Source organism: Vibrio floridensis (genome assembly GCF_021852965.1).
In the GTDB taxonomy this organism is placed as follows: domain Bacteria; phylum Pseudomonadota; class Gammaproteobacteria; order Enterobacterales; family Vibrionaceae; genus Vibrio; species Vibrio floridensis.
The window spans coordinates 25089-46600 of record NZ_JAKGCY010000011.1 but is presented as its reverse complement, the minus strand read 5'-3'; the positions used below and the strand labels follow the sequence as shown (position 1 = coordinate 46600).

Annotated in this window: 20 protein-coding genes; 14 read left to right on the top strand and 6 right to left on the bottom strand. The window is 47.8% G+C overall.

Translation table 11 applies throughout. The annotated features are described in order from the left end of the window. Window positions 1–243 precede the first annotated feature (243 nt). From LZU85_RS15515 to LZU85_RS15495, 5 genes are read left to right on the top strand one after another with little or no spacing between them, the layout of a single operon-like run. On the top strand, window positions 244–1269 hold the full coding sequence (locus LZU85_RS15515; protein ID WP_176299378.1) for an ABC transporter permease subunit: 1026 nt from the start codon (window positions 244–246) through the stop codon (window positions 1267–1269). Between the two features lies 1 nt (window position 1270). Continuing rightward, a complete protein-coding gene (locus LZU85_RS15510; RefSeq protein WP_176299377.1) occupies window positions 1271–2314 on the top strand; it encodes an ABC transporter permease in 1044 nt (347 codons plus the stop codon). Window positions 2315–2355: 41 nt separating this feature from the next. Further along, window positions 2356–4185 (top strand): extracellular solute-binding protein, encoded by a 1830-nt coding sequence (locus LZU85_RS15505; RefSeq protein ID WP_176299376.1) that lies wholly within the window; start codon window positions 2356–2358, stop codon window positions 4183–4185. A 24-nt stretch (window positions 4186–4209) separates the two neighbouring features. Further along, a complete protein-coding gene (locus LZU85_RS15500) occupies window positions 4210–5079 on the top strand; it encodes an ABC transporter ATP-binding protein (protein ID WP_176299375.1) in 870 nt (289 codons plus the stop codon). Window positions 5080–5089: 10 nt separating this feature from the next. Continuing rightward, the gene (locus LZU85_RS15495; RefSeq protein ID WP_176299374.1) at window positions 5090–5929 is read left to right on the top strand and encodes an ABC transporter ATP-binding protein; all 840 of its coding nucleotides are present in this window, start codon (window positions 5090–5092) and stop codon (window positions 5927–5929) included. Between the two features lie 72 nt (window positions 5930–6001). On the opposite strand, the gene LZU85_RS15490 is transcribed toward LZU85_RS15495, so the two are convergent. Together LZU85_RS15490 and LZU85_RS15485 are read right to left on the bottom strand one after the other, a co-directional pair. Then, window positions 6002–7813, bottom strand: a complete 1812-nt coding sequence (locus LZU85_RS15490; RefSeq protein WP_237287601.1) for an LTA synthase family protein — start codon at window positions 7811–7813, stop codon at window positions 6002–6004. A gap of 483 nt (window positions 7814–8296) precedes the next feature. Beyond that, the gene (locus LZU85_RS15485) at window positions 8297–9163 is read right to left on the bottom strand and encodes a YicC/YloC family endoribonuclease (RefSeq protein ID WP_011078902.1); all 867 of its coding nucleotides are present in this window, start codon (window positions 9161–9163) and stop codon (window positions 8297–8299) included. A 192-nt stretch (window positions 9164–9355) separates the two neighbouring features. On the opposite strand from LZU85_RS15485, the gene rph reads away from it, so the two are divergent. Together rph and pyrE are read left to right on the top strand one after the other, a co-directional pair. Beyond that, window positions 9356–10072, top strand: a complete 717-nt coding sequence (gene rph, locus LZU85_RS15480) for a ribonuclease PH (protein ID WP_011078901.1) — start codon at window positions 9356–9358, stop codon at window positions 10070–10072. 128 nt (window positions 10073–10200) lie between these two features. After that, window positions 10201–10842, top strand: coding sequence for an orotate phosphoribosyltransferase (gene pyrE, locus LZU85_RS15475; protein WP_011078900.1), 642 nt, complete (start codon window positions 10201–10203; stop codon window positions 10840–10842). 140 nt (window positions 10843–10982) lie between these two features. Here the strand turns inward: pyrE and LZU85_RS15470 are convergent, their stop codons facing one another. From LZU85_RS15470 to coaBC, 3 genes are all read right to left on the bottom strand, one after another. Next, window positions 10983–11921, bottom strand: coding sequence for a Kdo(2)-lipid IV(A) acyltransferase (locus LZU85_RS15470; protein WP_237287599.1), 939 nt, complete (start codon window positions 11919–11921; stop codon window positions 10983–10985). A gap of 3 nt (window positions 11922–11924) precedes the next feature. Next, window positions 11925–12515, bottom strand: coding sequence for a nucleoid occlusion factor SlmA (gene slmA / locus LZU85_RS15465; RefSeq protein WP_011078898.1), 591 nt, complete (start codon window positions 12513–12515; stop codon window positions 11925–11927). A gap of 150 nt (window positions 12516–12665) precedes the next feature. Next, a complete protein-coding gene (coaBC, locus tag LZU85_RS15460; RefSeq protein WP_176299371.1) occupies window positions 12666–13871 on the bottom strand; it encodes a bifunctional phosphopantothenoylcysteine decarboxylase/phosphopantothenate--cysteine ligase CoaBC in 1206 nt (401 codons plus the stop codon). Window positions 13872–14148: 277 nt separating this feature from the next. Between coaBC and LZU85_RS15455 the strand changes: the two genes are divergently transcribed. From LZU85_RS15455 to LZU85_RS15425, 7 genes are all read left to right on the top strand, one after another. Further along, a complete protein-coding gene (locus LZU85_RS15455) occupies window positions 14149–15816 on the top strand; it encodes a methyl-accepting chemotaxis protein (RefSeq protein WP_237287598.1) in 1668 nt (555 codons plus the stop codon). 113 nt (window positions 15817–15929) lie between these two features. Further along, complete coding sequence (radC, locus tag LZU85_RS15450; RefSeq protein WP_176299369.1) at window positions 15930–16604, top strand: RadC family protein; 675 nt, start codon at window positions 15930–15932, stop codon at window positions 16602–16604. Window positions 16605–16915: 311 nt separating this feature from the next. Next, window positions 16916–17152, top strand: coding sequence for a 50S ribosomal protein L28 (rpmB, locus tag LZU85_RS15445; protein WP_176299368.1), 237 nt, complete (start codon window positions 16916–16918; stop codon window positions 17150–17152). A gap of 15 nt (window positions 17153–17167) precedes the next feature. Next, window positions 17168–17338 carry a 50S ribosomal protein L33 gene (rpmG, locus tag LZU85_RS15440; protein WP_011078893.1) on the top strand — a complete coding sequence of 57 codons (171 nt, stop codon included), beginning with the start codon at window positions 17168–17170 and terminating at the stop codon, window positions 17336–17338. Window positions 17339–17556: 218 nt separating this feature from the next. Beyond that, entirely contained in the window at window positions 17557–18054 is a 498-nt protein-coding gene (locus LZU85_RS15435) for a hypothetical protein (RefSeq protein WP_237287594.1), read from the top strand. A gap of 29 nt (window positions 18055–18083) precedes the next feature. Further along, the gene (gene mutM, locus LZU85_RS15430; RefSeq protein ID WP_237287593.1) at window positions 18084–18893 is read left to right on the top strand and encodes a bifunctional DNA-formamidopyrimidine glycosylase/DNA-(apurinic or apyrimidinic site) lyase; all 810 of its coding nucleotides are present in this window, start codon (window positions 18084–18086) and stop codon (window positions 18891–18893) included. A 122-nt stretch (window positions 18894–19015) separates the two neighbouring features. Further along, window positions 19016–20992, top strand: coding sequence for an LTA synthase family protein (locus LZU85_RS15425; protein ID WP_237287591.1), 1977 nt, complete (start codon window positions 19016–19018; stop codon window positions 20990–20992). A gap of 43 nt (window positions 20993–21035) precedes the next feature. Here LZU85_RS15425 and coaD read toward each other — a convergent pair whose 3' ends face one another. Next, window positions 21036–21512, bottom strand: coding sequence for a pantetheine-phosphate adenylyltransferase (coaD, locus tag LZU85_RS15420; protein ID WP_237287590.1), 477 nt, complete (start codon window positions 21510–21512; stop codon window positions 21036–21038).

Sequence of the window (21512 nt, the reverse complement as noted above, 5' to 3'; positions counted from 1 at the left end):
TTATTTGTTACGTTTTTTTCAGAAATACTTGATGCTTTGATTCATTCGAGATAAATATGTCGCTCATTATCTCGCTGACTGGTCATAAGACCGTTATTGAGATTGTTCAGGAAGAACAATACGTCGAGAAACATGCGTTTCGTGAACGTAAATTGTCTGCTGAGAGGTTTGCACATTCACTTAGTAAAACGAAGTGATAGAGATCCTTTGCTTTTCTAGACAGTGAACATGGAGTAGTTGTATATGCTGTCCTATTTTCTGCGCCGACTGGCGCTTGTAATTCCGACTTTTTTGGGAATTACTATCCTTATTTTTGCCATTACCCGTTTTGTTCCTGGTGGTCCAGTTGAACGCATGCTGTCTAAAATGCAGGCACAAGGCGACGGTGCTGCAGCGATGACGACCGCAGGTGGCAATTCTGCTCTGTCTGAAGAGCAAATGGCGGAGCTCAACGCTTTCTATGGCTTGGATAAACCTGTCGTAGAGGCTTATATTGATTGGTTGAGTAAGCTGGTCATGCTGGATTTTGGTGAATCCACGCGTTACTACGAACCGGTCGGTGACATGATCGCAGAGCGCCTTCCCGTCTCGCTTTTCTACGGTGGAATGACCTTTTTTATCAGCTATTTTATCTCTATTCCGCTGGGCTATTACAAGGCGCTTCGACATGGGTCGGTGTTTGATTCTGCCTCCTCCATCTTGATTTTTATTGGTTATGCGCTGCCTGGTTACGTGGTGGGTGTTCTGCTGATCACACTCTTTTCTTACCATTTAGAGTGGTTCCCGATGGGGGGCTTTGTCGGCGATGATTTCGATGATTTGGAAACGTTTTTTGAACGTGCCAAAGACGTCATGTGGCATGCGGTGCTACCACTTATCTGTTATTTAATTGGTGACTTCGCCACACTGACGCTGACGATGAAAAATAACTTAATGGAAAATTTGTCATCCGATTATATTCGTACCGCCATTGCGAAAGGTTTGCCATTTAAAACCGCAGTCCGTAAACACGCTTTGCGCAATAGTTTAATTCCTATCGCTAGCCATTTTGGTAACTCGTTACTCTTCTTTATGACCGGAGCGTTTTTGATTGAAGTTATTTTCAATATCGATGGTATTGGCTTATTAGGCTATGAGTCGATCATCGAACGCGATTATCCGGTTGTAATGGGCATTGTTGCTATTAATGCGGTACTTCTTCTGTTGGGTAATATTATTTCCGACATTTGTGTGGCACTGGTTGACCCTCGCGTGAAGTTTGGAGCTTAATATGATTAACGTAAGCCCTTTAACTCAAAAGAAAATTCGTAGCTTTAAAGCGATTAAGCGTGGCTACTGGTCATTTATTATTTTGTCCATCATGTTGGTGCTGTCGCTGTTTGCGGAACTGCTGATTAACAGCAAAGCGCTGGTGGTGAAATATGAGGGAAGTTATTTCTTCCCTGTGATCAGTGATGTTCGTAGTGGGACGGAGTTTGGTCAGGATTCTGCGGGTGAAGCCAACTATCGCGATTTGCAAAAGCAGTTTGCTGCGCAAGACAATGGCAACTTTGTCATCATGCCAATTGTGCCGTGGAACCCTTACGAGCAGGATTTTTCTGGTGATTTCCCGCCTACCGCGCCGAATGCAGAGTCTAAGCACTATCTTGGCACGGACGTGATTGGGCGAGATATTTTAGCTCGCTTAGTGTACGGATTCAGAACGGCAATGGGCTTTGCTCTGCTCACAATGGCCATTTCTTACACCATTGGCACCGCTGTGGGCTGTGCAATGGGCTACTGGGGTGGCAAGTTTGACCTGTTTGTACAGCGACTGATTGAAATCTGGTCAATGGTGCCGTTTTTGTACGTCATTATGATCTTGGTGTCGATAGTACAACCGACCTTCGCGCTCTTTGTTGGCATCAACGTTCTATTTGGATGGATGGGGATGACTTGGTACATGCGTACCATGACGTACAAAGAGTCCGCACGTGAATATGTATTAGCAGCGAAAGCGCTGGGTGCATCAACCGCTCGCATTCTTTTTCAACACATCTTGCCAAATACCATGGTGATGATCGTAACCTTAGCGCCGTTTACTATTGCTGCAAACATTACGGCTTTAACAGCATTGGATTACCTTGGTCTAGGGCTGATGCCACCAACGCCAAGTTGGGGTGAGTTGCTGCAACAAGGGAAATCCAATCTTGATTCTCCTTGGATTGTGGCGTCAGTGGTGACTTCTATCGTCGCAGTGCTTGTTATGGTGACCTTCATTGGTGAAGCGATTCGCGCCGCATTTGATCCGAAAAAATTCACCCGCTACGTTTAAATAGTCAATACTGTTGGAACGGATAATATAGGGACATACAGATGAAAAAAACATTATTAACCACAGCGTTATCGCTGATGAGTACCAGCCTCTACGCAGCGAGTTTACCTGCGGATGTGCAGTGGCAAACGAATTGGGATGAGCCATTGTTTGCTTCTTCTGAGGCAAAATTCGGTGGTACTTTTCGTACTCACATCTCAAGCTTCCCACAAACCTTGCGCAGTGTAGGGCCAGATTCTAACTCGGGATTGCGTTCGTTCATTCTGGATGAAACGCCAGCACTGGTTGATCAACATCCAAACACGCTAGAGTGGATCCCTGCGTTAGCCAACGAATGGGCATTCGCTGATGATAAACGCACGGTCTATTTTAAACTCAATCCGAAGGCTAAATGGTCTGACGGTAAGCCAGTCACAGCGGACGATTTTGTTTTTATGCTCAAGTTTTACCGCTCAAAAGACTTGGTGGCACCTTGGTACAACGAGTACTACACCAACGTGATTGAGGATGTGCAGAAAATTGATCAGCACACCTTCGCGGCGGTAAGCAAAGTTGAAAAAAACCAAGAAGATCTGCTTTATACCCTAGGTGCGCTTCGCCCACGTCCTGCACATTTCTATGCCAACCCGAGCAAAGATGAGAATGGTGACGGTATCGACGATAATTTCGTGCGTAAATACAACTTCAAGTCAGAACCGACCACCAGTGCTTACTACCTTGATGACATCAAGAAAGGTAAAAGTGTCACCTTTAACCATGTTGGCCAAGATTGGTGGGGTTACAGCAACAAGTATTACCAGCATCGTTACAACGTGGATAAGATTCGCATTACGGTGATCCGTGATAACGATATTGCGATGAAGCACTTTGAAAAAGGTGACTTGGATACGTTTGCATTGATCCTGCCTGACCTATGGCACGACAAATCGAACACCGAACCTTATCAGAAAGGTTACATAGAGAAATTCTGGGGTTATAACCAAACACCACAAGGTGCGGGTGGCCTTTGGATGAATGTCTCCACTCCTTTGTTAGATGATCTCAATGTGCGTAAAGGGATCATGCATGCCAGTGACTACGACGGCATGATCGAGAAGATCACTCGTGGCGACTACTCACGTAAACCTCATGCGCTGGGTGCGGGGCATGGTAAGTATGACTTACCGAATCCGGTTGCGCCGAAGTTCGATCCTGAGTTGGCCATTCGTTACTTTGAAGCGGCCGGTTTTAGCCAAATTGGATCAGATGGTGTTCGCGTCAACGACAAGGGGCAGCGCCTTAGTTTCGCCATTACTTACGGTTTTGCTCATCACACCCCGCGTATTGCTTATTTGAAAGAGCAGGCGAAGAAGGCAGGCCTTGAGTTTGAACTCAAATTGGTGGATGGGTCTTCGGCATTTAAGTTTATTCTTGAGAAGAAACATGAACTGGCCTTCTTAGACATGGGCACCTCTGATGTACCGGCTTACTGGGAATACTTCCATTCTGCCAATGCGAATCGCCCACAAACCAACAACCACACCAACTTTAGCACGCCTGAACTTGATGAGCTGATCATGGCATACAAAAACGAGTTTGATTTAGAGAAGAAGTACAACTACTCGCATCAAATTCAGCAGATTGTCACCGATGCAAACGTGATTGTCCCTGGCTACATGGTGCCTTATACCCGAGTGGGCTACTGGCGTTGGTTGAAGTACCCAAAAGCAGCGATGACCAAGAAGTCAGAAGTGCTGTTTACCAGCGGTGGTGCGATTGGTTTGGGAACCTTCTGGATTGATAAAGACGTCAAGAAAGAAACCGAAAAAGCGGTGAAATCCAACAAAGCCTTTGCGCCTGTCACCATTATTGATGACACCTATAAATTATAAGTTGGCGGCAAGGAAGGAAGAGCAATGCAGGATGATGTGATTCTGAGTGTGAGAGACCTTGAGGTCTCTTTCATGACCGATGATGGCCCGGTTAAGGTTTTGCACGGCGTCAATTTTGACGTGCGAGCAGGGCGTACTTTGGGATTGGTGGGTGAGTCTGGCAGTGGCAAGAGTGTCACCTCCATGTCGATCATGGGGTTATTGCCAAAGCCGTATGGCCAAATCGTCAATGGTCAGGTGCTGTATCGTGGCACAGATCTGGTGACCTTGCCTGCGGAACAGATGTACGCGATGAGAGGGGATCGTATCTCCATTATTTTCCAAGATCCGATGACGGCCCTCAACCCTGTCCATACCGTGGGTCGCCAGATCAATGAAGTCTTGGAACTGCATCGTCCTGATCTGGATAAACGTGCGCGTAACGAATACGCTCTTGAAATGCTAAAAAAAGTGAAAATTCCACTGCCAGAGAAGCGTCTCAATGAGTACCCGCACAACCTTTCCGGTGGCATGCGCCAACGCGTGATGATTGCGATGGCACTCGCGTGTAAACCGGATATTTTGATCTGTGATGAGCCAACCACCGCGTTGGACGTGACCGTTCAGGCATCCATTTTGGAACTGATGAACGAGTTACAGCAAGAAACCGGGATGGCGATGATCTTTATTACGCACGATCTGGGTGTGGTAGCGGAAGTGTGTGATGACGTCGCGGTGATGTACGGTGGACGAATTGTTGAATACGCCGAAATTTTTGAGCTGTTTGATCACCCCAAACACCCCTACACAGAAAGACTAATGGGTTTGATGCCGAGTTTGGATAGTGAACCGAAGCAGTTGATCGACATTAAGCCGATTGATAGCAGCATGTTTGAGCCGAGTCGGGCGAGCTAAGGAATTCAGGATGAGTAAAGAAGTATTAAGGATTGAAAACCTCAAGCAGCATTTTGTCTCAGGCAAAGGTCTGTTTCGTAAAGGTTATACTGTGAAAGCGGTGGATGGCGTCAGTTTGTCAGTGAACCAAGGGGAAACCTTAGGTTTGGTTGGTGAGTCGGGTTGTGGCAAAAGCACCTTAGGGCGTACGCTGCTCAAACTGTATGAGCCAACGGAAGGAAGCATTTTCTTTGAAGGGCGTGATATCACCAAACTTTCCGCTAAAGAAATGCGCCCGCTGCGCAAAGAGATGCAGATTGTTTTCCAAGATCCGATGGAGTCGCTCAATCAGCGTCATACCATTGGTATGATTTTGGAAGAGCCTTTCATCATCCATAAGGTCGGTACACCGGAAGAGCGTAAAACGTGGGTGAAAGAGCTACTGGTGAAAGTGGGCTTGCCCGCAGAAGCCGTCAATCGCTATCCACACGAATTTTCTGGTGGCCAGCGTCAGCGTATTGGTATTGCACGCGCCATTGCACTCAAACCTAAGTTACTGATTTGTGATGAGTCCGTTTCTGCGTTGGATGTCTCTGTGCAAGCACAGATCCTCAATTTATTGCTGCAACTTCAGCAAGAGATGAATTTGGCGATCATCTTTATTTCGCACGATCTGTCGGTCGTCAAACACGTTTCCGACAAAGTGGCAGTGATGTACTTCGGTAAAGTGGTGGAAGAGGGCAGTGCCAAAGAGGTGTACGCCAACCCACAAAACGATTACACCAAAACACTGCTTTCAGCGATTCCGATTACTCATCCAAAGTATCGCAAACACAAGCGCAAAGCCGAACATCAGCAAGGGGCCGCTTAAGGTCTGAGCTTGACATAAACAAAAACAGCAGCGATTCGCTGCTGTTTTTGTATTCGCTCATTGTCATTGGCATTAAGGAAGCGGGCGATAGTCGGTAGTGCGTCCTTTAAACAGTAAATGTTGTGAAATGGCGTTGTAGTAGCTGGCTTCTTGGTAGAGTGTTTCAGCCCAAGTCGTTGCTTCACATCCGATCACTTGTTTGGTCACGCGGTCATCGCCAATCTCGAAGCATTGAGCCAGTTCCCCGGTTTTGACATTGATGGCAATACCATGATCTTTGGCTAGCCAAAAGAACCCAGTACCAAAGGCAAAACTCGCACGGCCAGAGTATTGCTCATCGAGCAATGAGTGACCCGTAAACCAAGGCGCGTAGCCACCAAGCCAATCCAAAATGGTTGCACCCACATCGCGTTGTGATGCGCTGATCGGCAGGACTTTTATCGGCAGTGAGTGGTCACTCGCATACATCGCTAGTGGGATCGCATTTTTAACAAAGCCACCTTTAACCGTTTTGGCGGTGTGATCGGCCACGAGTACCACCAGCGTCGGCTTGTCCAACTGAGCCAACTTGGCATCGAGTTGAGGTATAAATTGTCGCAAAGCATCGTCGGCATGCTTCATGACACTGCGTCGCTCGTTAATCGGAGTGTCGCGTCCAAAAGCATATTCTTCTTCAGGGAGATAGGAGCCGTGAGTCGTGCCCGTATTGATGGTGATAAAAAAGGGCTGAGACGACTGGCTCAAACGCTCTATCTGTTGCATTGAATAGCGATAGATGTCGCCGTCCATATACCCCCATTCATTGTGTACGGCTTCAAAGGGGTAGTCATGTTTACCGAAAGATTCGGCAAAGCCCAGCGTTTGAGCAAAGGAACCGACTTTTCCCTTGGCACTGCCTTGGATAAAGGTGGTTTGCCATCCCTGCTTGCGCAAAATGTGCGGTAAGCAAACATAGTGAGCATTTTGCAGCTGGCTGGTGGAAATGATGCCATCAGTCGGGTTTGGGTATGAACAGAAAGTGGCAAACATCCCTTGCACGGTGCGATAACCATCAGCGTAGCTGGAGTCGGTGGTTAGAGTACGCTGGCGAAGTTCGTCAAAGAAGGGCGTCGTATTGACAACGCCAGAGTAGCTTTGCATATCGTATGCGGGCCAGCTTTCCAGCAATATCATCACCACGTTGGCTGGCTTGAGTGATGTCAGTTGTGCTGGGCGGCTGTGTGCTAGGGCCGCTTGCCACTGCGCCAACTGCGCTGCGGATGGATCTTTGGTGATTTTAGCAATGGCGGCACGATCGCCGTTGGCTAAGTAATAGGTGATGCTATAAGGCGCACTCCAAGCGACGAAGGCTTGCTCACTATTACCGATGTTGTAAGCACGCATTGGGGTTTGCGGTGCATCGCCCCAGCCTCCGCGGATAATGGTGATACTCACCACCAGCCAAATAAGGCCAAAAATGCCATTGAGATACCAAGGATGACGCGCAGGATGGCCCAGGGAGATTTTTTTCCATAGTAGGTATTGGCAAATCACCAGCCAGAAAGAACCTATCGCGATGGTTCCCCAGTAGCTTTTAAAGGCGGTGACTAGCAATGCCCCTTCTACGCCTTGCGCGGTAAAAAGCTCAAACGTGACATGTTTACTGGCATCTTTAGCGTAAATCGCATCGGAAAATGTTGTCGTCACGATCCACAGTACGCCTAAGCTCATCAGCCCTTTTATTAGAAACTGACTATCGCGATGAATGAAAAGAAACGGGATAGTGAGTAAAAAAATCGGCACCGTCAGCATGGTTGCTATCGTAGCGTCAAAGCGGAGCCCAAAAAACAGCGCTTCGGTACCTTGTGCTGAAAGTAATTCGGTAGGCAATTGTGCAAAAGTCATGAGTGCGAGAAATTTGCTGCTTAGTGCCACCACGAACAGGAAAAAAAAGGATGTGAGCGTATTGCGAATAAACATGGTTGAATAAATACAAGTGATCAATAGATGGTGCGGGTTGGCAACTATATCGCAACAGGGAAAAGATGCGCAGAGGATTTTTGTATCCTTCTCTCAGAACAAGAGATGGCGCAAACTGGACTGAGCAGAGTTCGAAGGTTTTGACGCTCTGACCTCGGTAGAGTTAAACGGCCATGTTACACTTTGAACCTATTTATTGGCTTTGCAGATTCAACCTCTACAAACGGGCACATTCCGTTTCACGATCAACGAATTGTAATCAAGCAAATGGTAGTCGGTTAGCAGACATATTCCTTCAAACCGATTTGGATGGAGAAAATAAAAAGCCCTGTATTTACCAGGCTCTTCACAAAGTAATACAGGGCTTTTATGACATTCTAGGACGGATAGCTTTCTACCCTAGAGAATCTATTCGATGTTTTGGATCTGCTCGCGCATTTGTTCAATCAACACCTTAAGCTCTACACCTGAAGCGGTGATGTCAGTGGCGATCGATTTGGACGCGAGCGTGTTGGATTCACGGTTGAACTCTTGCATCATGAAGTCCAAACGACGGCCAACGGCGCCGCCTTTTTTCAAAATATTGGTGGTCTCTTTAACGTGAGAATCGAGGCGATCCAGCTCTTCTGCCACATCCGATTTCTGTGCCAAAATGATCAGCTCTTGCTCTACGCGAGAAGCGTCCAGTTCCACCTTGGCTTCTTCAAATTTCGAGAACAGACGCTCACGCTGCCACTCAATGATCTCTGGCATGCGGGCGCGTACTTTCACTACTTCCGCGGTGATGGCTGTTAGGCGCTGCTCAATCAAGGCTTTCATGTTGTCGCCTTCACGGCCGCGCGCTTCGATAAACTCGTTAAGTGCTTGGTCAAAAGCGGCCAACAATTGCTGATTAATGGCGTCCATATCTTGCTCTGGCGTTTCCATCACACCAGGCCACTGCATCACTTGGAATGGGTTGATGCGGCTATCTTCACCGGTGAGTTGCATGATTTGTTTTGCGGCACCAATCACTTGGCTCGCTAAGGTCTCATTGATCGTCAGTTCGCTGCGCGCCGCTGGATTGGCTTCAAATCTTAGGCTGCACTCCACTTTGCCGCGAGCAAGGCGTTGGCGGAAACGCTCACGCAGCACGGGTTCTAGACCGCGGAACTGCTCTGGCATGCGGAAGTAGGTTTCTAGGTAGCGTTGGTTAACACTGCGGATTTCCCATACCGCGCTGCCCCAATCGGCTTTGATCTCTTTGCGCGCGTATGCGGTCATGCTGTAAATCATCGAATTTTCCTGTTTTATCATCTTTGAAAATAACGCTTGGCAATAGTAGCACAGAATGGCGTTGCGGCTAGGCGTGAAGCATTGTTGCTAAAACTGTGAGCTAAAAACCGTGAGCCTTTCCCTAGTGCCTTGCGGTGGTTTCCGCTATACTTCACCCCCAATCAAATCGATCCCCAGAAAAGGTATTCATCCATGCGTCCAAATGATCGCGCGGCAGACCAAGTGCGCCCAATTAAAATTACTCGTAACTACACGGCCTATGCGGAAGGCTCCGTGCTGGTTGAGTTTGGTAATACCAAGGTGCTGTGTAATGCGACCGTGGAAGAATCGGTGCCTCGTTGGCTAAAAGGCCAAGGTAAAGGCTGGGTGACGGCGGAATATGGCATGCTGCCACGCGCAACTCATTCACGTACTCGTCGTGAAGCGGCTAATGGTAAGCAAGGCGGTCGTACCATGGAAATTCAACGTTTGATCGCACGTAGCCTGCGCGCAGTCGTGGATTTGGAAGCGATGGGTGAGTTTATGATCACCGTTGACTGTGATGTGATCCAAGCCGATGGCGGTACGCGCACCGCGTCAATCAGTGGTGCTAGCGTGGCGATGGCGGATGCATTTCAGCACCTTGTTGATAGTGGCAAGCTAAAAGCAAACCCAATGAAAGGTCATGTGGCTGCGGTTTCGGTCGGCATTTTGGGTGAAGATGTCCTGTGCGATTTGGAATACGTGGAAGATTCGGCGGCGGATACCGACATGAACGTAGTGATGACGGAAGAAGGCAAGATGATCGAAATCCAAGGCACTGCCGAAGGCGAACCGTTTAGCCATGAACAATTGCTGGCTCTGCTAGAGTCGGCCAAAAAGGGCATTAGCGAGATCGTCGCCGCGCAGAAGGCGGCGTTAGCCAATTGATTTAGATAGCTCCCATTTGGGGGCTATTTTTTTGTTTGTTGCTAGACCCTAGACCCTAGACCCTAGACCCTAGACCCTAGACCCTAGACCTAGCACCTATTAACCCATTAAACATCGAGAGAGTATTCATGAAAGCATACCAGCGTGAATTTATTGAGTTTGCACTAGAGAAACAAGTCCTTAAGTTTGGCGAGTTTACGTTGAAATCTGGCCGTAAAAGCCCATATTTCTTTAACGCTGGTCTTTTCAATACAGGTCGTGACTTGGCACGCCTTGGTCGTTTTTATGCGGCGGCGTTAGCGGATTCTGGCATTGAGTTCGACGTACTCTTTGGTCCTGCGTACAAAGGCATTCCCATTGCTACTACGACAGCCGTTGCGCTGGCGGATCACCACGATATCGACACGCCTTACTGTTTCAACCGTAAAGAGGCCAAAGATCATGGCGAAGGCGGTAACTTGGTTGGCTCGGCGCTAGAAGGGCGCATTATGCTGGTGGACGACGTGATCACCGCGGGCACAGCGATTCGCGAATCGATGGAAATCATCCAAGCCAATGGTGCCGATCTGGCTGGTGTATTGGTTGCGATTGACCGCCAAGAAAAAGGTAAGGGTGAGCTGTCGGCGATTCAGGAAGTTGAACGTGATTTCGCTTGTGCGGTGATTTCTATCGTTAGCCTGTCGGATTTGATCACTTTCTTGGAAGAGAAAGGCGATGCAGCCGAGCATCTTGATGCGGTGAAAGCGTATCGCGCCCAATACGGGATCTAAGTAAAGGCAGGGGCTAGATTCTAGGAAAAGCAGCTCCTAGAATCTAGTTATCTAGTTATCTAGTTATCTAGTTATCTAGTTATCTAGTTATCTAGTTATCTAGGCTTCTAGTCCCTAGTCCCTAGCAACCTAACACCTAACTATTTATAACGAATGCCGCGTGGTTGGCTTGGGTCAGCCATGCTCTTAAAGCGTTTGTGCAGCCACATCCATTGATCTAATCCACGCAAAATCACTTTCTCAATCGCTTGGTTCATCACCGTTGCCGCACCAACCGCGTCTTTACGTGGGAATTGGTCGCTGATATCTGGGTCGATTTCCAGCGTATAGGTTTCGCCTTTGCGGAAACTAGACGCGGTGATCACCGCACACTTACTCGCATCCACTAATACGCCTGTTCCTGCCGTTGTACACGCATCGGGTACGGCAAAGAAGGGGACAAATACCGCATGGTTGTTGCCATAATCATGGTCAGGCAAATACCACAAGCGACCACCGCCGCGTAGAATTTTCAACATGCCTTTGACGTCTTTACGATCCACCATTTGGTTGCCACAACGAGTGCGGCCCCAAGTTTGAATAAAGTCGTAAGCGGGGTTGTCATGTGGGCGATACACGCCATAACCGGGCGCAAACAATGAAAAGGCACGCGCGGTTATCTCAAGGTTAAGTGAGTGCGTACACACCACTAACACCCCTTTTTTATTGGCATCCAGTTCCATCAGTTCTCGGGTGTCACCAAAAACAACATGACGTTTGATGCGCCAATCTGGCCAAAACCACGCGATGCCTGTTTCAAACAATGCTAAGCCGGTGTTTTTGAAGTTTTCAAGCACAATGGCCTCGCGCTCTTGCTGGCCCATTTCTGGAAAGGCTAGTTCCAAGTTGCGACGCGCGACATGCACGCGGCTTTTCGCGAAGCGCATTGCAAAGTGGCCAAGGCTACGACCCAACCAAAGTTGCAATTTGTACGGCAGGATGGTGACAAGGATGGCAAGTAAGCCAAAGCCTAGCCAAACTGGCCAGTATTTAGGGTGAAGCAGCGAAATTGAAAACGCAGGTTTTGTTGCAGTTGTCATAAATTATTTAATCTGTGCACTGAGCAATGCCCAGTATTCCTCAAAATTTTCAGTTGGTTGGTATTTAAAGTCGGAACGGACGAAACGATTCAAACTGCCTTCTACTTGGCCTAGTAACTGGGCAGCGAGGATCTTTTCTTCGACAGGGAAGGATTTCCCCTCACGCAATTTGCGCTCGCGTAGAATCTGACGCAGTTGAGTTTCGATGCGTTCAAACAGTTGGTTAATGCGATCGCGTAGTCGTTCATTTTCAAACATCAGCGCATGGCCAGACATAATACGCGTCAAGCCTGGGTTGCGCTCAGCAAAGGCGAGCAGCAGTTGCAGTACCAAACGAATACGTTCTAGCGTGTCTTTCTCTTCATCTAAGATACGGTTGATACGCGACATCAAGGCTTCTTCAATAAACTCAATCAAACCTTCAAACATACGCGCTTTGCTTGGAAAGTGGCGATAAAGTGCCGCTTCTGACACGCCTACTTGTTGTGCCAACTTCGCGGTAGTAATACGCGATGCCCCTTCCGCAGACTCCAACATATGAGCAAGAGCTTGGAGGATCTCTTCACGGCGGTTTGATTTTTTACTGCCTGCCATTGATTAACTTCCTTTTGAATAGACGTTTTTTCGTCAGCGATTATATCAGCATGCCCAGTTCAAGACATCAGGTATCGATCAGGTTTTGTGATACTGTTAAGCAAAAAGCTGTACAAATAACCTAGTCAATAACGGAGGGCGATATGTCGATTACTGACCTATCAAGGTTTGGATCTGTTTCAAGATCTCCATACTTAATGCCGCTTTGCTGTTGAGTGGCAGCGCTTTCTCTCCCTGTGGCCAGTAAAGCGTAATCGCATTGTCGCTGCTGTTGAAGCCTTGCCCTTCCACGGAAACGTCGTTCGCGCAGAGCAGATCGAGCTTTTTCTTTTCCAGTTTACGGCGAGCGTACACTTCAACGTCGTTGGTTTCTGCCGCAAACCCGACCGTAAAAGGACGATTTTCTGTCATGGCGGAGACCGACGCGACGATATCGGGATTCTTCACCATAGTGATGGTCATCTCATCACTGTCGTCAGTTTTCTTCAGTTTTTGCTCAGCAATCGTGGCTGGGCGGTAATCTGCCACAGCCGCGCAACTGATGAAGATATCGTGATCAGAGGCCTGAGCCATCACGGCGTCATACATTTCTTGAGCACTGTCGACGTTGATACGATTGACATTGACGGGGGTTGGCAGAGAAACCGGGCCGCTGATAAGTGTTACATTCGCACCCAACTGCATCGCTGCTTGAGCCAGCGCGTAACCCATTTTGCCTGAGCTGTGGTTTGTAATGTAGCGCACAGGGTCAATGGCTTCACGAGTTGGACCCGCAGTGATCAAAATCGATTTGTCTTGTAACGGTTTTGGCTGGAAGAATTGTTCGCACAGCGCAACCAATTGCATCGGCTCTAACATACGGCCTGGGCCCACATCACCACACGCTTGTTCGCCAGCCGCTGGGCCCCAGATTTCCATACCGCGTCGGCTCAGAGTCGCAATGTTCTCTTGGGTCGCGACGTTGCGATACATCTGTTGATTCATCGCTGGAGAGACCGCAACAGGGGCGTCAGTGGCCAACACTAAGGTGGTCAGTAGGTCGTTGCCCATGCCAGCGGCCATACGCGCAATCAGATCCGCAGTAGCAGGGGCAAGTAAGATAAGGTCGGCCCACTTCGCCAGCTCGATGTGGCCCATTGAGGCTTCGGCGGCTGGATCGAGTAAACTATCTGAGACAGGACGACCGGAGACCGCTTGCATGGTTAAAGGGGTAATAAATTCTTTTGCGGCTTTGGTCATGACGACTTGCACCTCTGCGCCTCTTTCTTTAAGACGTCGGGTGAGGTCTGCACATTTGTAGGCCGCAATACCACCACTGATACCCAGTAGAATCTTCTTTCCTGCCAATGTTTGCATTTGATTACTCTCCAAAATAATTGTTGCCGATCCTAACACAAATTATTTGCTCAGGTGATTGAAAGATAGGCGATTGAGCATTCGGATCGCTGGTGTGACGATGTCGTCAAATTGAACGAGAAGTAAGATCCGACCTCTCTGATTTGAGACAAATATGACAAATCGATCAGGAAAAGAGAATGTCGCTCACGGACATTATTGGTGCAGATACCAGATAATGCTGGCGATACATCTCTTAAAAATTAAAACAATCATATGGATAGCGACGGAACTTGTCATGAAGAGTCGGAACAAATTATTACTGCTTACTATCATCCCTTTAGTGCTGCTGACCGCCATGGTGACTGCGGTTTTTTACTTCAATAGCCTCAAAAGTCTAGAAGTAGAGTTGAGTGAGTATCGAAACGAACTGATAGAAACACGCAAAACAGAGTTAAAAGCGTATCTAATGATGGGGGTTACCGCCATTAAGCCGCTGTATGACGCAGATGTGAATGGCAATAATCAACAACAAGCCAAACAGATTTTGAAAGCAATGCGCTTTGAGAGTGATGGTTACTTCTTTGCTTATGATTCTAAAGGTGTCAACACGCTGCACGCGATTAAGCCGGAGTTGGAAGGTAAAAATCTATACGGCATGAAAGATGACAATGGTGTTGCGGTGATAGCAGGGCTGATTGATGCTTCACAAAAAGGCGATGGCTTCCTGTATTTCTCATGGCACAAACCGACTATCAATGCACAAGCGCCTAAACTGGGTTATGCGGAATATCTGCCAAAATGGGACTGGGTACTTGGTACGGGGATCTACATCGATGATATCGACATGCAAGTGGCAGAGCATCGTGTACAAAGTATTGCCAGTTTGAATGAGCATACCTTATCGGCGATTGGATTCACGCTGGTGGGTCTATTGATTGCTTGCGGTGTGATTGGCGTGATGGTTTCCCGAGCGATTTTACCTCTGCAGCATATCGCGTCCTCGTTGCAAGATGTGGCAGCAGGCGGTGGCGATTTGACCGCTCGCTTGAGTGTGGACAGTCAAGATGAAGTGGGGGAAGTGGCAAAAGCGTTCAACCAGTTTATGGACAAGTTGCATCCATTGATGGTCGATATTCGCAGTTCGGCACAAACGGTGCAAAGCGCGGCCACTGGGCTGGTTCAGCAAGCCTCGTTTGCCAGTAACCAAATGCAAACGCACTGTTTGGAGACGGATAAAGTAGTGACTGCTGTGACGGAAATGAGTGCTACCGCGAGAGAAGTCGCCAACAATACCCATGCCACGGCACAAGCGATTGATTCTGCCAATGCGCAGATCTCAGAAGCGCAAGTCGAAGTGAATCACGCGATAGAAGGGATTGGTAAATTGGTCGACGAAGTGAACATCACCTCAGACGCCATTTCTCAGCTTAGCCAACAGACCGTTCAAATCACCAAAGTGTTGCAAGTGATAGGCGAAATTGCCGAGCAAACGAACTTACTGGCACTGAATGCTGCCATTGAAGCGGCGCGTGCGGGAGAACAAGGTCGCGGGTTTGCCGTGGTAGCTGATGAAGTTCGTTCACTGGCGAGTCGCACACAAAACAGCACCTTAGAAATTGGTGATATGCTCAAGCAGTTGCAAAACGGTGTGGCCAGAGCGGTCACCACTATGTCTGCCAGCCAAGAGCGTGGTGAGCAAACGGCGCTTGAGTCAGTGCAAATCAAAGAATCACTTGCTGGCATCCAGTCGGCGGTGGAAATGATCCGTGATATGGGCATTCAAACGGCATCCGCCGCTGAACAACAGAGCGCGGTCGCTGAGGATATCAACCAAAACCTTGTCACCATTCAGCAAATCGTTAATGAGATCAATCACAACTTACAAGAGTCGGAAGCCATTAGTTCACGCTTAAATGTATCTGGCCAAGAGATGCATGACTTGGTCGGTCATTTTAAGCTCTGATAAAACGCTTGGTTACATTCTCTTGTTGCATGAATAGCGAACCAGCATCGTCACACTAGACTTTGCTGGTTTTCTCGTTGCAATAGGCACATCTAAAAAAACAGAGAAAGATGATGAGCCTAAAAAATCTGCCCAGTGAATCGATGCCAAGAGAAAAATTGCTTCAGCGTGGCCCTCAGTCTTTGTCTGATGCGGAGCTACTTGCGATCTTTTTGCGAACAGGCACACAAGGAATGAACGTGATTGAACTTGCCGATTTTTTGTTGCGAGACTTTGGTTCGCTGAGAAAACTCTTTTCTGCCGATGAACAGAGTTTTTGTCGTCACAAAGGATTGGGGCAGGCAAAGTACGTTCAATTACAAGCCGTTTTGGAGATGACGCAACGCTATTTGGCGGAAACATTGCAACGTGGTGATGCGCTCACCAGCCCTCAGCATACTAAGCTCTATCTTTCTTCAATATTGCGCGATCGCCATCGTGAAGCGTTTTATATTTTGTTTTTGGATAATCAAAACCGTGTCATTAAAGATGAGGTGATGTTTGAAGGCACCATTGATGCCGCTTCGGTTTACCCACGAGAAGTCGTCAAACGAGCACTACACCATAACGCCGCTGCCCTGATTTTGGCACACAATCACCCCTCAGGCGTAGCAGAGCCAAGCCAAGCAGATAGGCGTATTACACGCCGTTTGAGTGACGCACTGGGTTTAGTCGATATTCGGGTACTGGACCACTTTGTTGTCGGCGATGGAGAGGTGGTTTCCTTTGCGGAAAGAGGTTGGATATGAAGCGCAAAAATCATCGCTCTTGACAGGCAAACTTTTTGTTGTTCATAAGTGAGTTTCTGCTACAATCCTCGCCACTCAAATATTTTAATTTACATTCAGCTTGGACTGCTTGAAAACGTGCTGTCTAAAAAAAGATCACGAAAACCTGTAAAAAGGATCTGTTCGGGTCTTGAGCAATGCATGGCAAGTTAGTATAATGCGCGACCTTTGATAGCCTTGTATGGATTTTCCATAATGGTATTTGACCTCTAATTGATGAGGTTCGGCCACCAAGGTTGATATCGAGCTGAAACGATTTGGAGAAGACATTCATGTCCCGAGTATGCCAAGTAACTGGTAAGCGTCCTGCAGTTGGTAACAACCGCTCACACGCACGAAATGCTACTAAGCGTCGTTTTCTGCCGAACCTACAAACTCATCGTTTCTGGGTAGAGAGCGAAAAACGTTTTGTTAAACTACGCCTGACTGCAAAAGGCATGCGCATCATCGATAAGAAAGGCATCGATGTTGTTCTAGCTGATATGCGTGCACGCGGCGAAACCGTTTAATAAGAGGAATTAGCAATGGCTAAGAAAGGCATTCGTGAGAAAATTCGTCTAGTATCTACTGCAAATACTGGTCACTTCTACACAACTGACAAAAATAAGCGCAACATGCCAGGCAAGTTCGAGATCAAAAAATTTGATCCAGTAGTACGCCAGCACGTTGTGTACAAAGAAGCGAAAATCAAGTAATTGATTGAGTCTCTTTGAAGATTGTAGAAAACCCAGCTTTCGAGCTGGGTTTTTTATTGTTGTTCTTTTAAGCTCCTCCTAGAACCTAGAACCTAGAACCTAGAACCTAGAACCTAGAACCTAGAACCTAGAACCTAGAACCTAGAACCTAGAAAACTAGTACCTCGCAGTTCCCTTGGTTGGTATACTTTGCACAGTTATCAGTCTGGATTGAGAATATGCGGGTTTCACCAAAGCGTCGCCGGAAATGGAATAATATCCTCATCGCTGGCATCACCTTCTTTATTGTGATCATCAATGCCCCGACGTTGATCAAAACCTATTTGCTTGACGATCAGAGCACGACTCAGATTGAAAGTACCAATGGCTATCCTTCTCTACTCAACCCCAATGCTCAGCTGCTCTCTATCCAGCTTGCAGGCAATGCTTTAGAGTGGAATAACGGTGCTTGGAGCGTAGAGCGTGAGATCACTATTTCTCCACAAGAGTGGGGAGAAAGATGGCAAACCTTGATTGGTACTCGTCTCGACGAAGCCACGATGAAGACATTAGCCTCCCAGTTGATCAAACCAGAAACCATCGAAGTGTGGTACCAAGATCAGGAAGAGCCACAAAGAGTGACTTTTTATCGTCTGGCGGATTTCTGGGTATTCCAAAACTGGCAGGATCACTGGATTGCCATATCGGTTTCCCCTGATTACTTGTTTCCCTACTAGAGATTGAGTCTCTTGACCTTGGAGCCACCATGCCTGAATTACCAGAAGTGGAAGTGAGCCGAATGGGCATCACGCCGCATTTGCTCAATCAAACCATCCAATCACTGATTTTTCGCACGCCTAAGCTGCGTTGGGTCATTCCAAGTGAGCTAAAAAAGCTGCAAGGGCAAGTGATTCGTCACATTGGACGCCGAGCTAAGTATCTGATCATCGAAACCGATGTTGGCAGTGCGATTGTCCATTTAGGCATGTCTGGTTCATTGCGCGTGTTGGATGCTGACTTCCCGGCAGGCAAACACGATCACGTCGATCTCAAGCTCTCTAATGGTAAAGTGTTGCGTTACAACGATCCACGTCGCTTTGGTGCTTGGCTTTACGCAGCGCCAAATGAAGATCACTCGGTGTTGGGCAATATTGGCCCAGAGCCACTAACGGATGTTTTTGATGGAGCATACATGCTTGAAAAAGCGCAAGGTAAACGTGTGGCGGTGAAGCAGTTTATTATGGACAACAAAATCGTCGTGGGCGTGGGGAACATTTATGCCAGCGAATCTTTGTTTCGCTCACGCATCCTTCCGACCAGAACGACGATGTCACTCAGTGCTGAGGAATGGCAACGCTTGGTGAGTCACATCAAGCAAACCTTGCAAACGGCGATTGAGCAAGGTGGCACGACTCTGAAAGACTTTTCCCAAGCCGATGGTAAGCCGGGGTATTTTGCCCAAGAATTGCAAGTGTATGGAAAAGCCGGAGAGCCATGCCCAGAATGCGGCGAAGCGATTCAAGAGCTGAAAATTGCCCAGAGAAACACCTTCTTCTGCCCACGATGCCAGCATTAACCTCCTCTTCAAAAATCGTTCGTGTGTTTGATCACTGCTTTGGCATCGGCAGCTAAAGGGTTGATTGGCCACTATGTTAAGATGTGCGCCTTTTCGCATTGATACCCACAGGTTTTGATTCAATGAATTTTCAGCAGAATGCGTACAAAACAATTCGCATTATATTTTCGTTAATCGTAGTGGCTCTGCTGCTGCTCACGGCGTCCCGTGGTCTTTTTTTGCTGTTTGCGGCCGATGTTTCGGAGCTTGCAGGTTTAGGCAATGATCTGTTGCGAGCATTCTGGGTGGGTGCGCGTTTTGATGCCAAAATCATTGCGATTGCTTTCGCGCCGCTATTTTTAGTTGGGTTGATACTGGCCTCTTTTCCACGAGGCTTTTCGCTTTGGCAGCGATCTGTGCCTAATTATGCGTTCGTGATTTTCTTTTTACTCACGGCCTTTTCCATCGGTAATTATTACTACTACGTCACCTACGGCAACTATATTGATGTGTTCGCGTTTGGCTTGTTCGATGATGATACCGAGGCGGTCTTAGAAAATGCTTGGGATGATTACCCGATCTTGCGTTCCTTCTTTGCTTCGCTTGCCGTGGCATGGTTGGCGAGAAAGTGCGGCCAATGGTTGGTTGGATGTTCACAACAATGGCGGTTTAAAGCGCTTCATTGGAGTGTGGCTGCAGTAACGATCGTGGTTACAATTTTGCTGTATGTTGTGATAGCAAGAGGGTCGGTTGGTACGCTGCCACTCAAACGCTATCACGCGAACGTTTCAGAAAATAGGCTGCTAAATATTATTACCCCCAACGCCTTTATGGCGCTCGATTGGGCAAAAAGTGACTATAAAAAGCAATCGAAATTTGAGCCCATTTCTGCCCAAGAGGTGGAAGCGCAAATGATAAAAGTACTTGGTCAGCCACAGCCTTTATTTGCCACACCAGAGAACACCTATCTCGCGGACAATCCTCCGCATGTCGTTATGGCTTTGATGGAGGGAATGGGCAACAACGTCTTGATTGAAGACGATGCTCAGAGTAACGATTTGTTAGGTTCATTACGTGAAGGATTTGAGCAAGACTTTGTTTTCAAACGTTTTATGGCCGGCACGTCGGCAACCATTGATAGCATTGTGATGATGCTAATGCATAGCGATGTACCGACGATCAGCCATTCGAATGCACAGAAAAAGCCGCTGGCTTCTTCAGCGGTATTGCCATACAAGCAGGCGGGCTATCGTGTGGTGTTTGTCTATGGTGGCAATGGGATGTGGCGCAACTTGTCCAACTATTTGCCGGTGCAAGGCTTTGATCAGGTCTACGATGAAAACAGCATTAAAAACGCCTTTCCTGATGCCGCTAAACATGCCGATACTTGGGGCGTGCCCGATGCGTTTACCTTCAAGTTTGCTCGTAAAGTCCTTGATGAGGCCACGCAACCGACGCTGATTTACATCATGACAGTGACCAACCACTCACCATTTCGCGCCCCGGGTGATTATCAGGCTAAGCCTGTTAAAGCAAGTGAGCGATTAAAAACTCTACTGGGGCCGATGGAAGAAGAAGCGGAAGGCTTGTTGCAAGCGTACCAATATGCGAACGATTCTCTAGGTCAATTTGTCCATGGTGTGAAGCAATCCCCGTTGGCTGAGAAAACCGTTATTGCCGCTTCAGGTGATCATCGCGTGCGTTACCTCGCCGTCGATGAAGAGGCGGAGTTTGGTTTGACCTTTGGAGTGCCGTTCTATCTCTATGTGCCTGAAAGCATCCTACAGCATGTGGAACATCAATATGATCCAAGTCGAATTGGTTCTCATCGCGATATTTTCCCTACGCTCTACCATTTGAGTTTATCCGCGCAGCAGTATGTCTCCCTTGGTGGGGAAAATATGCTCTCAACGCGAGGCGTGAGTAATATCGGTTTTAATACGTCACGAGTGATCACAGATCAAGGGGCGTATAGTAGCGCTCAGCCAGAAGTGTTATATCCGTGGGGGGAAGGTTGGTTAACCAAAACGGAAACGGAGGTTAACTCAAACCCTGAATGGGCAAAGGAGTATCGCCAGTTAATGAATGCTTACTTGCGCTATCAAGTTACTCAACCTTAACGATCTTCCGCTGAGCGACTCGTTCAGCGGAAAGTTTTGGGCGTTAGATTTTCTTCTTTTGATGGAGTGCCTGCGCAACAATTGGCGGAACAAATTGGCTCACATCCCCGCCATGAATAGCCACTTCGCGCACAATGGTCGAGGAGATAAAGGCATGTTCTTCTGAAGGGGTGAGAAAAACGCTTTCAAGCCCAGGTAGCAAGCGACGGTACATGTTGGTCAAGCCAAACTCATATTCGAAATCGACCGTGGTACGTAGGCCGCGAATTAAAATGTCTGCTTTAATCTCCGCAGCGAAGTCGACAAGTAAGCCGCTAAACCCCATGCTGGCCACATTGGGGAGATGTTGAGTGACTTGACGGGCAAAGTTGACGCGCTCTTCCAAGGTAAACATGGTGTTTTTACTTGGACTGGCTGCGACTGCGATGATGACGCTATCAAACATTTTTGCTGCACGCTCGATCAAATCGAGATGGCCGTTGGTAATGGGGTCAAAGGTTCCTGGGTAAATTACTTCCAT